This is a genomic window from Streptomyces avidinii (genome assembly GCF_014650695.1).
GTDB classification, from domain to species: domain Bacteria; phylum Actinomycetota; class Actinomycetes; order Streptomycetales; family Streptomycetaceae; genus Streptomyces; species Streptomyces avidinii.
Genome location: NZ_BMVL01000027.1, coordinates 25,335 through 38,140, shown reverse-complemented (window position 1 = coordinate 38,140; position 12,806 = coordinate 25,335). Strand labels below are relative to the sequence as shown.

Annotated in this window: 11 protein-coding genes; 8 read left to right on the top strand and 3 right to left on the bottom strand. The window is 68.6% G+C overall.

Going from position 1 to position 12,806, the window contains the following annotated elements; all coding sequences use genetic code 11:
* The 4 genes from IE257_RS36955 to IE257_RS36940 form a co-directional block, all read left to right on the top strand.
* The coding region (locus tag IE257_RS36955) for a vitamin B12 dependent-methionine synthase activation domain-containing protein (protein ID WP_308433303.1) at positions 1-1,011 on the top strand (1,011 nt) is incomplete at its 5' end.
* Positions 1,012-1,123: 112 nt separating this feature from the next.
* Positions 1,124-1,825 carry an HAD family hydrolase gene (locus IE257_RS36950; RefSeq protein WP_189974347.1) on the top strand — a complete coding sequence of 234 codons (702 nt, stop codon included), beginning with the start codon at positions 1,124-1,126 and terminating at the stop codon, positions 1,823-1,825.
* A 530-nt stretch (positions 1,826-2,355) separates the two neighbouring features.
* Positions 2,356-3,960, top strand: coding sequence for an ABC transporter substrate-binding protein (locus IE257_RS36945; protein ID WP_189974345.1), 1,605 nt, complete (start codon positions 2,356-2,358; stop codon positions 3,958-3,960).
* A 70-nt stretch (positions 3,961-4,030) separates the two neighbouring features.
* Positions 4,031-5,614: an ABC transporter substrate-binding protein gene (locus tag IE257_RS36940; RefSeq protein WP_189974343.1), complete on the top strand. Its 1,584-nt coding sequence runs from the start codon at positions 4,031-4,033 to the stop codon at positions 5,612-5,614.
* A gap of 74 nt (positions 5,615-5,688) precedes the next feature.
* On the opposite strand, the gene IE257_RS36935 is transcribed toward IE257_RS36940, so the two are convergent.
* The gene (locus tag IE257_RS36935; RefSeq protein WP_030389607.1) at positions 5,689-6,360 is read right to left on the bottom strand and encodes a response regulator; all 672 of its coding nucleotides are present in this window, start codon (positions 6,358-6,360) and stop codon (positions 5,689-5,691) included.
* A gap of 63 nt (positions 6,361-6,423) precedes the next feature.
* Positions 6,424-7,344 carry a RecB family exonuclease gene (locus IE257_RS36930; RefSeq protein ID WP_229920886.1) on the bottom strand — a complete coding sequence of 307 codons (921 nt, stop codon included), beginning with the start codon at positions 7,342-7,344 and terminating at the stop codon, positions 6,424-6,426.
* Between the two features lie 222 nt (positions 7,345-7,566).
* Between IE257_RS36930 and IE257_RS36925 the strand changes: the two genes are divergently transcribed.
* The 3 genes from IE257_RS36925 (at position 7,567) to IE257_RS36915 (ending at position 10,389) form a co-directional block, all read left to right on the top strand.
* Entirely contained in the window at positions 7,567-8,700 is a 1,134-nt protein-coding gene (locus IE257_RS36925; RefSeq protein ID WP_189974355.1) for a site-2 protease family protein, read from the top strand.
* 18 nt (positions 8,701-8,718) lie between these two features.
* On the top strand, positions 8,719-9,615 hold the full coding sequence (locus IE257_RS36920; RefSeq protein WP_030016358.1) for a tRNA (adenine-N1)-methyltransferase: 897 nt from the start codon (positions 8,719-8,721) through the stop codon (positions 9,613-9,615).
* Positions 9,616-9,792: 177 nt separating this feature from the next.
* Entirely contained in the window at positions 9,793-10,389 is a 597-nt protein-coding gene (locus tag IE257_RS36915; protein ID WP_189974341.1) for a hypothetical protein, read from the top strand.
* Between the two features lie 4 nt (positions 10,390-10,393).
* On the opposite strand, the gene IE257_RS36910 is transcribed toward IE257_RS36915, so the two are convergent.
* Entirely contained in the window at positions 10,394-10,714 is a 321-nt protein-coding gene (locus tag IE257_RS36910; RefSeq protein WP_030723362.1) for a ferredoxin, read from the bottom strand.
* Positions 10,715-10,978: 264 nt separating this feature from the next.
* On the opposite strand from IE257_RS36910, the gene arc reads away from it, so the two are divergent.
* Positions 10,979-12,745, top strand: a complete 1,767-nt coding sequence (gene arc, locus IE257_RS36905) for a proteasome ATPase (RefSeq protein ID WP_189974339.1) — start codon at positions 10,979-10,981, stop codon at positions 12,743-12,745.
* Positions 12,746-12,806: the final 61 nt, after the last annotated feature.

Genomic DNA, 12,806 nt, shown 5'->3' with positions numbered 1-12,806 from the left:
GACCTCCACGAGATCTACGAGGGCGAGGTCCGTTACGCCCGCGACGCCTTCGAGGGCCTGCGCCTCATGGACGCCCTCATCGCCGTGAAGCGCGGTGTTCCCGGTGCGTCCCTGCCCGAGCTCAAGCAGCGCCGCGTCGCCAAGCGCGACACGCCGGTCCTGCCGGTCGAGGAGGCCGAGGAGCCCGGGGGCCGTTCCGACGTCTCGATCGACAACCCCGTCCCCGCCCCGCCGTTCTGGGGCACCCGCGTCGTCAAGGGCATCCCGCTCAAGGACTACGCCTCATGGCTCGACGAGGGCGCCCTCTTCAAGGGCCAGTGGGGCCTGAAGCAGGCCCGCGCGGGCGGCGCCACGTACGAGGAGCTCGTCGAGAGCGAGGGCCGTCCGCGCCTGCGCGGGCTCCTGGACAAGCTGCACACCGAGAACCTGCTCGAGGCCGCGGTGGTCTACGGCTACTTCCCCTGCGTCTCCAAGGGCGAGGACCTGATCATCCTGGACGAGGAGGGCAACGAGCGGACCCGCTTCACCTTCCCGCGCCAGCGCCGCGGCCGGCGCCTGTGCCTCGCGGACTTCTTCCGCCCGGAGGAGTCCGGCGAGACCGACGTCGTCGGCCTCCAGGTCGTCACCGTGGGCTCGAAGATCGGCGAGGCCACGGCCAAGCTGTTCGAGTCGGACTCCTACCGCGAGTACCTGGAGCTGCACGGCCTGTCGGTCCAGCTCGCCGAGGCCATGGCCGAGTACTGGCACGCCCGTGTCCGCGCCGAGCTCGGATTCGGCGGCGAGGACCCGTCGAAGGTCGAGGACATGTTCGACCTCAAGTACCGCGGCGCCCGCTTCTCGCTGGGCTACGGCGCCTGCCCCGACCTGGAGGACCGCGCGAAGATCGCCGACCTCCTCCAGCCGGAGCGGATCGGCGTCCACCTGTCGGAGGAGTTCCAGCTCCACCCGGAGCAGTCCACCGACGCGATCGTGATTCATCACCCGGAAGCAAAGTATTTCAACGCACGCTGAGGTTCACCGACGTACACTTGTCGGTCCCATACAGGCCGGTCGCCTGTTCCCCGGGGTGGTATGCCCGCGGAAGAGGTGACCGGCCTTCTCGTCCCTTCTGAGAGGCACGCGCATGACGAGCACCGTTCCCGCCCCCGTCGCCCGTACGGCCGACGGTTCTGCCCTGCAGGCGGTGCTCCTCGACATGGACGGCACCCTGGTCGACACCGAGGGCTTCTGGTGGGAGATCGAGGCGGAGATCTTCCGGGAGCTCGGGCACCGGCTGGAGGACGCCTGGCGGGACGTGGTCGTGGGCGGCCCGATGAGCCGCAGCGCGAGCTTCCTGATCGAGTCGACCGGCGCGGCCATCGGCCTCGCCGAGCTGAGCGTCCTGCTCAACGAGCGTTTCGAGGCCCGCATCGCCGACCGGGTGCCGCTGATGCCCGGCGCCGAGCGGCTGCTGTCCGAGCTGGCCCGGCACAACGTGCCCACGGCCCTCGTCTCGGCCTCCCACCGCCGGGTCATCGACCAGGTCCTGCTCACCCTCGGCCGCGACCGCTTCACGATGACGGTCGCCGGTGACGAGGTGGCGCGTACGAAGCCGCACCCCGACCCGTACCTGTTCGCCGCGCGGTCGCTGGGCGCGCACCCCTCGCGGTGCGCGGTCATCGAGGACACCCGCACCGGTGTGGCGGCCGCCGAAGCCGCCGGCTGCCGGGTCGTGGCCATCCCCTCGGTCGGTGTGATCGAACCGGCGCCCGGCCGTACGGTCGTCCGCTCGCTGGAGGACGTGGACCTGGAGTTCCTGCGCTCGCTCATCGTCCCGATGAACTGAGCGCGACGGCCGACCCGCCCCGGTCCGTACCCGCCACACACCGGCATTCCGCATGCACGCTCTGTGCCGAACGGAACGTGCGCGTCATGGAGCTCCGACGGAAGGATCTTCCGTCATAGGCCCCGGAGGCTGAAATTCCATCCTCTCCGGGGCCATTGCTCAGAGTGACATTGGTCACCCGCCCACCCCTCGCGGACACCCCTCGGGGCTCCCCACCCCTTCCCTTGTGTCCGGATTGATCAGCCCCTGACCGAATCTGCGCAGCCCTGCGTGTGAACAGGCAGTTCGCTCCGATCACGGTGCGATTACGCCCCAAGTCCGGTCAGTTCCAGCCATCCCGTCCCGGGCCACTAGTGTCGACGCGGGCACCAAGCCGCACCTCAGCCGCCCCGGCACACACCCCTGTGCCGGGACCGCGTGGACCGATCGTCACTACACCGGCCCGATCGTTCCGCCCTGAACGGGCGACCGCCGTGAAGTGCCCTTTACGCCGCTTTGAACAAGTGCCGGTTACAGGGAGTACTTCCAGCATGAACCGCAAGACCATGGTGCTGACGGCCGCGGCCGGACTGCTCACCCCCGCGCTGGCCGCCTGCGGCAGCGCGAGCGGCGGAGGAGCAGGATCCGGAGCGATCGTCGTCGGAACCACCGATCGGTTCGAGGCCGCAGACTTCGCTCCCGCCCCCTTCGACCCGGCCTACGCCTACGACGCCGGCGCCTGGAACGTCCTGCGCCAGACCGTCCAGACGCTGATGCACACCCCGCGCGGCGGCGGCCAGCCCGTCCCCGAAGCGGCCTCCGCCTGCCGCTTCACCGACGCCGGCAACGAGAGCTACCGCTGCACGCTGCGCCCCGGGCTGAAGTTCGCCGACGGCGAGCCGCTCACCGCCAAGGACGTCAAGTTCTCCATCGACCGCGTCCTCGCCATCAAGGACGAGAACGGCCCCTCCTCGCTGCTCTCCACCCTCGACAACGTCGAGGTCAAGGGCGCCGACACCGTCGTCTTCCACCTGAAGACCCCGGACGCGACCTTCCCGTTCAAGCTCTCCACCCCCGCCGCCGGCATCGTCAGCGAGAAGAACTACGACGCCAAGAAGCTCCGCGACGGCTTCGCCGTGGACGGCTCCGGCCCGTACACGATGAAGGCCGAGGTCAAGGGCAACCGGCTGGTCCGCGCCGTCTTCACCAAGAACCCGCACTACAAGGGCGACCTCAAGCTGCAGAACGACAAGGTGGAACTGCGCACCTTCGCCGATTCCCCGGCCATGAGCAAGGCGCTCACCGACGGGAAGATCCACATGGTCTCCCGCACCCTGTCGCCCGCCCAGATCACCGAGCTCACCGAGCGGCCGCCCAAGGGCGTCAAGCTCGTCCCGATGCCCGGCCTGGAGATCCGCTACCTCGGCTTCAACACCGAGGCGCCGGTCGTCAAGGAGAAGGCCGTCCGCCAGGCCCTCGCCGCCGCCGTCGACCGCGGCCAGCTCATCTCCAAGGTCTACGGCAAGTCCGCGCAGCCGCTCTACTCGCTGGTCCCCACCACCGTGACGGGCCACGTCAACTCCTTCTACAACAAGTACGGCGAGGCCAACACGGCCAAGGCCGCCGCACTGCTGAAGGAAGCCGGGATCAAGACCCCGGTCAAGCTGACCCTGCACTACACCAGCGACCACTACGGCGACGGCACGGCCGCGGAGTTCGAGGCCCTCAAGGCCCAGCTGAACTCCACCCAGCTGTTCGACATCACCGTCCAGGGCAGCGAGTGGGCGGACTTCCGCCCCGCCCAGAAGAAGGGCGAACACGCCGCCTACGGGCTCGGCTGGTTCCCCGACTACCCGGACGCCGACAACTTCCTCGCCCCGTTCCTGGAGCAGGACAACTTCCTGGGCACGCCGTACGCCAACAACACGGTGCGCAGCAGGCTCCTCCCCGAATCCCGGCGCGCGGCCGACCGCAACGTGGCCGTCCCCGCGATCACGGAGATACAGGACATCGTCGCCGAGGACGTACCCGTCCTGCCCCTGTGGCAGGGCAAGCAGTACGTCGCCGCACGCGACGGGATCACCGGAGTGGAGTGGTCGGTCAACGCCATCTCCGACCTCCAGCTGTGGGAGCTCGGTCGCGGCGTAAGCGGCTGAGAACGCAACAACCGGCGGCGGGTGTCGCAGGCCGGCGCAACGAAACAGTTCGACTGTGAAGGACGTTCGCGTGAATCGACGTAACCAGTGGCTGGCGGCCCCGCTCGGCGCAGCCACCGCCGCCGCGCTGCTCAGCGGTTGCGGTTCGACCGATGGCTCCAATGCCGGCAGCGGCAAGGGCGTGGTCATGGGCATATCCGACAAGGTGAAGTCCGTCGACCCGGCATCGGGCTACGACCCGGGCTCCTGGCTGCTGTTCAACAACGTCTTCCAGTCGCTGCTGAGCTTCCCCAAGGGCGGCACCACCCCCGAGCCCGACGCCGCGCAGACCTGCGGCTTCGAGGGCGGTGACAGCAAGCTCTACAAGTGCACCCTGCGGGACGGCCTGAAGTTCAGCAACGGCCACAGCCTCACCTCGAAGGACGTCAAGTTCTCCTTCGAGCGCACGCTGAAGATCAACGACGAGAACGGCCCGGCCGTGATGCTCTCGTCGATCGCCGGCATCGAAGCGCCCGACGACAAGACCGTCATCTTCAAGCTGAAGACCTCCGACGCGACCTTCCCCAGCAAGATCGCCTCGGGCGCCGGCTCCATCGTCGACCACGCCGAGTACCCGGCCGACAAGCTGCGCACCGACAACAAGGCCATCGGCTCCGGCGTCTACAAGCTGGACTCCTTCGGTGAGAAGAGCGCCACCTTCTCCGTCAACGAGTCCTACAGCGGCAAGGCCAAGGCCAAGAACACCGGCGTCACGCTGAAGTTCTTCAACGGCGACCAGGCCGGCCTCAAGACGACCCTGGAGAGCGGGGACGTCGACTTCGCGTTCCGCGGTCTCGCCGCCAAGGACATCGCCGCCCTCGCATCGAGCAAGACCGGCGACGAGAAGGTCGACGTCGTCCAGGGCACGGGCGCCGAGGTCGAGCACATGGTGTTCAACGTCAACGACCCCGTCGTCGGCAAGCTGCCCGTCCGCAAGGCCATCGCGTACCTCGTGGACCGCGAAGCCCTCGTCAAGGACGTGTACGCGGGCACCGCCACCGCGCTCTACTCCATCGTGCCGACCGGCATCGCCGGCCACACGACGCCGTTCTTCGACCGCTACGGCGGCACCCCGCAGCCCGAGAAGGCCAAGGCCGTCCTCAAGGCCGCCGGCATCAACGGCAAGGTCAAGCTGACCCTGTACTCCACCCCGTCCCGCTACGGCCCCTCCACGGACCAGCAGTTCGAGGTCATCGCCAAGCAGCTCAACGACAGCGGCCTCTTCGACGCCGACGTCAAGTCCGTCGAGTACGAGCAGTACGACAAGGACATCCAGGCCGGCAAGTACGGCGTGTACGTGAAGGGCTGGGTGCCCGACTACCCGGACGCCGACAACTTCACGCAGCCGTTCTTCGGCCCGGGCAACGTGCTGAACAACAACTACGACAACAAGGAGATCACCGGGACCATCATCCCGTCGACCTCCGCGAAGTCCGACCGCACCGCGGCCAACACGGACTACAACCGCCTCCAGGACATCGTCGCCGACGAGCTCCCGCTCATCCCGCTCTGGCAGGGCAAGCAGTACGCCGTCACCCGCCAGAACGTGACCGGCCTGCAGTGGTCCCTCGACGCCTCGACGGTCTTCCGCTTCTGGGAGATCAGCAAGGGCTGATGCCGTAGCCATGCGCGAGGGGGCCGTACGTGTCAGCACGTACGGCCCCCTCGCGCATGCGCGCCCCGACGGAGCTACTGGGCCCCGGGGCGCACCAGACCGCTCTCGTACGCGTACACCGCCGCCTGGACCCGGTCCCGCAGGCCCAGCTTGGTCAGCACATGCCCCACGTGCGTCTTGACCGTCGTCTCGCTCACGAACAGATCCGCCGCGATCTCCGCGTTCGACAGCCCGCGGGACACCAGCTTCAGCACCTCGACCTCACGCTCGGTCAGCGTCCCCAAAGTATTCGGAAGGCTCTCCTCACCCGACGGAAGATGCCCCGCGTACTTGTCCAGCAGACGGCGCGTGATGCTCGGCGCGAGCATTGCCTCACCCGCCGCGACCACCCGGATGGCCTGCACCAGCTCGTTCGCCGGCGCGTCCTTCAGCAGGAACCCGCTCGCCCCCGCCCGCAGCGCCTCCACCACGTACTCGTCCAGGTCGAAGGTGGTCAGCACCAGGACCTTGGCCGGCCCGTTGCGCTCCGGACCGGTGATCTGGCGCGTCGCCTCCACCCCGTCCATCCGCGGCATCCGGATGTCCATCAGCACCACATCGGGCTGCAGCGCCCGAACCTGATCCAGCGCCTGCAGACCGTCCCCGGCCTCACCGACCACCGCCAGGTCCTCCTCGGCCTCCAGGATCATCCGGAAACCGGTGCGCAGCAGTGGCTGGTCGTCGACCAGAAGGACGCGGATCGCCACGGGTCTACCTCGTATTCGTCGGACGGCTACGGCGGGCGCGTCCATTCTGCCCTGACCCCATGATCAGGACTCCGCCGGGAGCTCCGCCTCCGGCCGCGCCGCGGGCACCTCCCGGCGGGGGCCGGGGGAAATCACCAGAGGGTAGGGCGGGGGAGTCCCGCCGAACTCCGGACAGACCGCCTGATGATCACACCAGCCGCACAGCTTCGTCGGCCGCGGCCGCCAGTCACCCGACTCCGTCGCCTCCCGGATCGCCCCCCACAGCGCGAGCAGCTTGCGCTCCACCCGCTCCAGATCCGCGACCACCGGGTCGTACGTCAGCACGTCCCCGCTGCCCAGGTACACCAACTGCAGCCGCCGCGGCACCACCTGCTTCAGCCGCCACACCACCAGCGCGTAGAACTTCATCTGGAACAGCGCGCCCTCGGCGTACTCCGGCCGCGGCGCCTTCCCCGTCTTGTAGTCGACGATCCGCACCTCACCCGTCGGAGCCACGTCCACCCGGTCGATGATCCCGCGCAACCGCAGCCCCGACTCCAGCTCGGTCTCCACGAAGAACTCCCGCTCCACCGGCTCCAGCCGCGTCGGGTCCTCCAACGTGAACCACCGCTCGACCAGCGCCTCGGCCTCCGTCAGCCACCGCGCCAGCCCCGCCCCCTCGTCACCCTCCGGGAACAGCTCCGCCAGCTCCGGCTTCGACTCCAGCAACCGGTCCCACTGCCCCGGCAGCAACGCCTTCGCCCGCGGCGCCGTACGCTCCGGCGCCGGATGATCGAAGAGCCGCTCCAGCACCGCGTGCACCAGCGTCCCGCGCGTCGCCGCCGCACTCGGCTTCTCCGGCAGCCTGTCGATCACCCGGAACCGGTACAGCAACGGGCACTGCATGAAATCGCTCGCCCGCGAAGGGGAGAGCGAAGAGGGCGCCACAGCGCTCCGCGCATCGGCATCGGCTGCGTCCGGCACAGCACCGGGGCTCGTCGTCATGGACAAAACCCTACGACCCACCGCCGACAGCACGCGCATACCATCGACGCCAAGCCCCCTCGCACTGCATGATCGGAGCATCACAACCCGCTACAGCACCGACCCGAACACGACCAGAACCACACTGGAAACACCAGCACCGAACGAAGGACAGCCGTGGCAGACACCGACGAAACCGGCGAGCGCGCAGGCAGGCGCTCCGGACCGGGCGGCGGCATCCTCATGGGCCGCCCCTTCGGCGTACCCGTCTACGTCTCGCCCAGCTGGTTCCTCGTCGCCGCCCTCATCACCTGGGTCTTCGGCGACCAGCTCGACCGCGTCCTGCCCGACCTCGGGCCCATCCGCTACCTCGTCTCCCTCTTCTTCGCCGTCGCCTTCTACGCCTCCGTCCTGGTCCACGAACTTGCGCACACGGTCGCAGCCCTGCGCTTCAAGCTCCCCGTGCGCCGCATCCAGCTCCAGTTCTTCGGCGGAGTCTCCGAGATCGAAAAGGAATCCGAGACACCCGGCCGCGAATTCGTCCTCGCCTTCGTCGGCCCCCTGCTCTCCCTCCTCCTCGCCGGAGCCTTCTACCTCGGCATGAAAGCCGTCGACCCGGCCACCGTCCCCGGCGTCCTCCTCGCCGGGCTGATGATCTCCAACCTGCTCGTCGCCGCCTTCAACCTGCTCCCCGGCCTCCCCCTCGACGGCGGCCGCATGCTCCGCGCCGTCATCTGGGGCATCACCGGCAAGCCCATGGCGGGCACCGTCGCCGCCGCCTGGGTCGGCCGCGGCCTCGCCGTCGCCGTCCTCATCGGCCTCCCGCTGCTCACCCGGACCGGCACCCTCGGCAACCGCACCGGCGAGATCGGCGGCATGAACACCGTCATGGACGCCCTGCTCGCCGCCATCCTCGCCGCCATCATCTGGACCGGAGCCGGCAACAGCCTGCGCATGGCCCGGCTGCGCCAGCACCTCCCGGAACTGCGCGCCCGCACCCTCACCCGCCGAGCCATCCCCGTCGAGAACGCCACCCCGCTCTCCGAAGCCCTGCGGCGCGCCAACGAAGCCGGCGCCCGCGCCCTCGTCATCGTCGACGGCCACGGCGACCCCACCGCCATCGTCCGCGAGACCGCCATCGCCTCCGTCCCCGAACACCGCCGCCCCTGGGTCGCCGTCAGCACCCTCGCCCAGGACCTCACCGACGGCATGAAGGTTTCAGCGGACCTCACCGGCGAAGAACTCCTCGACCACCTCCGCGCCACCCCCGCCAGCGAGTACCTCGTCCTCGAACCCGCCGGCACCATCTACGGCGTCCTGTCCACCCTCGATGTCGAGAAGGCCTTCGTGAAGGCCATGGCACGGCCCCAGTCCTGAAGCCAATACACTGGTCACATGTCCGAACCGACCGGTGCCGCCCGCCGACGCGGGCCCTTCGAGGTCGGGGACCAGGTACAGCTCACCGACCCCAAGGGCCGCCACTACACGTTCACGCTCGAAGCCGGGAAGAATTTCCACACCCACAAGGGTTCCTTCCCGCACGACGAGCTGATCGGTGCTCCCGAAGGCAGCGTTGTCCGCACCACGGGCAACGTCGCATACCTCGCGCTGCGCCCCCTGCTCCCCGACTATGTCCTGTCCATGCCCCGCGGCGCCGCCGTGGTCTACCCCAAGGACGCGGGCCAGATCCTGGCCTTCGCCGACATCTTCCCCGGCGCCCGCGTCGTGGAAGCGGGAGTGGGCTCCGGCTCCCTGAGCAGCTTCCTGCTGCGCGCCATCGGCGACCAGGGCATGCTCCACAGCTACGAGCGCCGCGCGGACTTCGCCGAGATCGCCACCGCCAACGTCGAGCGCTACTTCGGCGGACCCCACCCCGCGTGGCAGCTGACCGTCGGCGACCTCCAGGACAACCTGTCCGACACGGACGTCGACCGGGTCATCCTCGACATGCTCGCCCCCTGGGAGTGCCTGGAGGCCGTCTCCAAGGCCCTGGTCCCCGGCGGCATCCTCTGCTGCTACGTGGCCACCACCACCCAGCTGTCCAAGACCGTCGAGTCCATCCGCGAGATCGGCTGCTTCGCCGAACCGCAGCCCTGGGAATCGATGATCCGCAACTGGCACGTGGAAGGCCTCGCCGTCCGCCCGGACCACCGGATGATCGGCCACACCGGCTTCCTCGTCACCGCCCGCCGCCTCGCGGACGGCGTCGAGCCCCCGATGCGCCGCCGCCGCCCCGCCAAGGGCGCCTACGGCGAGGACTACGACGGCCCCGGCAGCGACCGCTCCGCATAACGGCCTCGCAGACCCAACACGCAGGCGCTGTGGCGCAGTTCCCCGAATCACCCGGGAACTGCGCCACAGCGCCTTTTCGTTGTCCGTGCACCGGCGCCGGACCCAGCCGTTCCACCTCTGTGTGAGGTGTGGCACGATGCTGGCTCCCCGTCACCCTTCGCACAGGAGACACCCCGCGTGCCGCACAGCACCGCCGAGCCGGCTCCGATCCCGGAAACCCTGGGGCACAGCCGCACCAGGCCCGTCCACTGGCTCGCCACGGCCACCGCCATGGCCGCCGTCATAGCCGCGGCAGGACTCGTACAGCCGGCCACCGGCACCCCCGCGGACGCCGGGGAACCCGCCGCGAAGGGCCCCCAGGCCACCGCCCCCGACCCCGCGGGGGTCACCTACCCCCTCGACTGCAAGGGCGCCCCGCAGACCGTCACCACCAGCGCCCAGGGCGACCTCGACGGCGACGGCCGCCCCGAGACCGTGGCCGCCGTCCGCTGCGAAGCCGGCTCCGGCACCCCGCCCCACGCGATCTACGTACTCACCACGGACCCGGCCGAAGGCGCCCGCCCCCGCGTCGTCGCCACCCTGCTCGAAGCCGCCCGGCGCCAGACCGCCACCGGTCTCACCGTCCGCGACGGCCTCGTCACGGCCACCCTCGTCGGCTACTCCTCGCCCGACGTGCCCCGCTACAGCCCCGACACGAAACAGCTCGCCAAGTGGCGCTGGCGCGACGGAAAATTCCGCCAGGAGCTGACGGACTCGGCCTCCAGGAGTGTTTGAAACGTCACTCCGCGTCGGGACCGAAGACTTCCACCCTGTCCGAAACGCGCCTTACGTGAATGCAGTCGCCCGGACATTCCTTCGCCGAGTCGACCACGTCCTGGAGCAGCGTCAGCGGAACCGGAGTGGTCGCCCCCGCGTCCTGCAGCAGCTCGTCCTCGGGGCTCTTCACATACGCCAGACCATCAATGTCCAGCTCGAACACCTCAGGCGCGTACTGCACGCAGATGCCGTCCCCGGTGCACAGGTCCTGATCGATCCAGACCTCGAGCGGCTCGCCGGCCTCACCGGCACCACCCGTCGGAGCCTCCTGCTGCACGGTCATATCTCCTGCCGTTCCCTGCGCTGAGTGATCCATCCCGATCACGACCCGCAGCAAGTCGCGCGAGCCCTGGCGGGTGTTGAACAGTTCGACCTTACAACCGGCTGCTTCCCGAGTTTGATGGGTGGGTATTTCCTTGGCGTGAGGGAGTACGCAAGGGTGAAGATCGGACACACCTCTACCGTCTTTGTGATCTAGGGGTTTCAATCACCACCAGCCCAGGTAGGGTCAGGAAGCGTCCAGCTCCCCTTGGAGGAGGTGAGGACCGTGGCAGCCCACGACGACGACATCAACCGCGGCATCCGGCCCGCGCGAGGGTCCGAGGACCCCGCCGGCCAGGTTGCCTATCTCGAGCAGGAAATCGCCGTCCTGCGACGAAAGCTCGCCGACTCTCCGCGACACACGAGGATTCTCGAAGAGCGGATCGTCGAGCTCCAGACAAATCTGGCCGGCGTATCCGCACAGAACGAACGACTCGCGAATACCCTCCGTGAGGCCCGAGACCAGATCGTGGCCCTCAAGGAAGAAGTCGACCGGCTCGCACAGCCGCCGGCCGGTTTCGGTGTCTTCCTGCAATCCAATGAGGACGGCACCGTCGACATCTTCACCGGAGGCCGAAAGCTCCGCGTGAACGTCAGCCCCAGCGTCGATCCGGAAGACCTCCGGCGCGGCCAGGAGGTCATGCTCAACGAGGCCCTCAACGTGGTCGAGGCCATGGAATTCGAGCGGGCCGGGGACATCGTCACCCTCAAGGAGATCCTCGAGGACGGCGAGCGCGCCCTGGTCGTCGGGCACACCGACGAGGAAAGGGTGGTGAGGCTCGCCGAGCCGCTCCTGGACATCACCATCCGTCCCGGCGACGCCCTCCTGCTCGAACCCCGCTCCGGCTACGTCTACGAGGTCGTCCCCAAGAGCGAGGTCGAAGAACTCGTCCTCGAAGAGGTCCCCGACATCGACTACGACAAGATCGGCGGCCTGGGCGACCAGATCGAGCTGATCCGCGACGCGGTCGAGCTCCCGTACCTCTACCCGGACCTCTTCAAGGAACACGAACTGCGGCCCCCGAAGGGCATCCTGCTCTACGGCCCGCCCGGCTGCGGCAAGACGCTCATCGCCAAGGCCGTCGCCAACTCCCTTGCCAAGAAGGTCGCCGAGGTGACCGGCCAGCCCGCCGGGAAGTCGTACTTCCTGAACATCAAGGGCCCCGAACTCCTCAACAAGTACGTCGGCGAGACCGAGCGGCACATCCGCCTCGTCTTCCAGCGTGCCCGGGAGAAGGCGAGCGAGGGCACCCCCGTCATCGTCTTCTTCGACGAGATGGAATCCCTCTTCCGCACCCGCGGATCCGGAGTCAGCTCGGACGTGGAGAACACCATCGTCCCCCAGCTGCTCGCCGAGATCGACGGCGTGGAAGGCCTGGAGAACGTCATCGTCATCGGCGCCTCCAACCGCGAGGACATGATCGACCCGGCCATCCTGCGGCCCGGCCGCCTCGATGTGAAGATCAAGATCGAGCGTCCGGACGCCGAGGCCGCGAAGGACATCTTCGCGAAGTACCTCAAGGCCTCGCTGCCCCTGCACACGGACGACCTGTCCGAACACCAGGGCTCCAAGGACGGCACCGTCCACAGCATGATCCAGACCGTCGTCGAGCAGATGTACGCCGAAACCGAGGAGAACCGCTTCCTCGAGGTCACGTACGCCAACGGCGACAAGGAAGTCCTCTACTTCAAGGACTTCAACTCGGGCGCGATGATCCAGAACATCGTCGACCGGGCCAAGAAGATGGCCATCAAGGCCTTCCTCGAACACAACCAGAAGGGCCTGCGGGTCTCCCACCTGCTCCAGGCCTGCGTGGACGAGTTCAAGGAGAACGAGGACCTGCCCAACACCACCAACCCGGACGACTGGGCCCGGATCTCCGGAAAGAAGGGCGAGCGGATCGTATTCATCCGCACGCTCGTCACCGGAAAGCAGGGCGCGGACACCGGACGCTCCATCGACACGGTGGCGAACACCGGTCAGTACCTCTGACCCGGAGCGGCTGCGGATGCCCTCCCCGGGCATCCGCAGCCGACTGCTTTACCCCACCGCT

Bases quoted from the DNA above. Each gene is read 5' to 3' on its own strand.
- IE257_RS36950 (WP_189974347.1), top strand. From the start codon at position 1,124: ATGACGAGCACCGTTCCCGCCCCCGTCGCCCGTACGGCCGACGGTTCT.
- IE257_RS36945 (WP_189974345.1), top strand. From the start codon at position 2,356: ATGAACCGCAAGACCATGGTGCTGACGGCCGCGGCCGGACTGCTCACC.
- IE257_RS36930 (WP_229920886.1), bottom strand. From the start codon at position 7,344: ATGACGACGAGCCCCGGTGCTGTGCCGGACGCAGCCGATGCCGATGCG.
- IE257_RS36925 (WP_189974355.1), top strand. From the start codon at position 7,567: ATGGGCCGCCCCTTCGGCGTACCCGTCTACGTCTCGCCCAGCTGGTTC.
- IE257_RS36920 (WP_030016358.1), top strand. From the start codon at position 8,719: ATGTCCGAACCGACCGGTGCCGCCCGCCGACGCGGGCCCTTCGAGGTC.
- IE257_RS36910 (WP_030723362.1), bottom strand. From the start codon at position 10,714: ATGACCGTGCAGCAGGAGGCTCCGACGGGTGGTGCCGGTGAGGCCGGC.